Annotated in this window: 1 protein-coding gene; it reads left to right on the top strand. The window is 68.4% G+C overall.

The window, feature by feature from the left end; genetic code table 11:
* Positions 1 to 167: 167 nt before the first annotated feature.
* A partial coding sequence (locus tag U8525_RS34365) for a transposase (protein ID WP_374270956.1) occupies positions 168 to 771 on the top strand: 604 nt, incomplete at its 3' end.

The raw sequence follows: 771 nt of genomic DNA, 5'->3' as shown, positions 1-771 counted from the left end.
TACCGGCTCGAACTCTCGAGCTGCCTTCGCCTCCGCCTGCAGCTTCGCCTCCATGGCCTTGAGCAGCGCGGCGACCTCCTCGGGCACTTCCAGCGTCACCTTCACCATGGCCGGGATTTCTCCCACGTCTTGGCCTGCTCCCGCCAACCCGCGCTTTCGCTCAGGCGATGCTCAGGATCAGATCCACACCCGACCTCTTCCACCAGGCCGCCTCGGTGCTGCTGCCTCTCTCCCAGCACCTCTTGCAATGCATTGCGTCCGCGGACGTGGTGTGGGCCGACGAGACGCCGCTGCGCGTGCTGGACGTGAAGAAGACGAAGCTGGGCTACCTCTGGACTTTCCTCACCCAGAATGAGGCGGGGCAGTGGCTCATCGGCTACCGCTTCAGCATGGGCCGGGCCAGCAAGACGCCGATGGAAGTCCTGGGCGGCACCACGGGGGCCCTCGTGGTGGACGCGTACACCGGTTACAACGCGGTGACGCTGCCCACGGGGCGAGTGCGCGTCGGGTGCTGGGCCCACGTGCGCAGACGCTTCTTCGACGCGCTGGCCACTGCCCCCGAGGCGCGTGAGGCGCTGGACTTCATCCTCGAGCTCTACCGCGTGGAATCCCAGGCACGAGGCGCGGAGGTGGTGCGCACCGCGGCCCACCGCGAGCTGCGCCAGCAGCACAGCGCCCCCGTCCTCGCGCGACTGCGCGTCTGGCTCGAAACGCAGGCACCGCGCCAACTCCCCAAGAGTCCGCTGGGCCAGGCCATTTCCTACGCGCTGA

It is taken from the genome of Corallococcus sp. RDP092CA (genome assembly GCF_041903675.1).
Lineage (GTDB): Bacteria > Myxococcota > Myxococcia > Myxococcales > Myxococcaceae > Corallococcus.
Note: the sequence above shows the minus strand (reverse complement) of the source record. Positions and strands in the feature narration are given on the sequence as shown.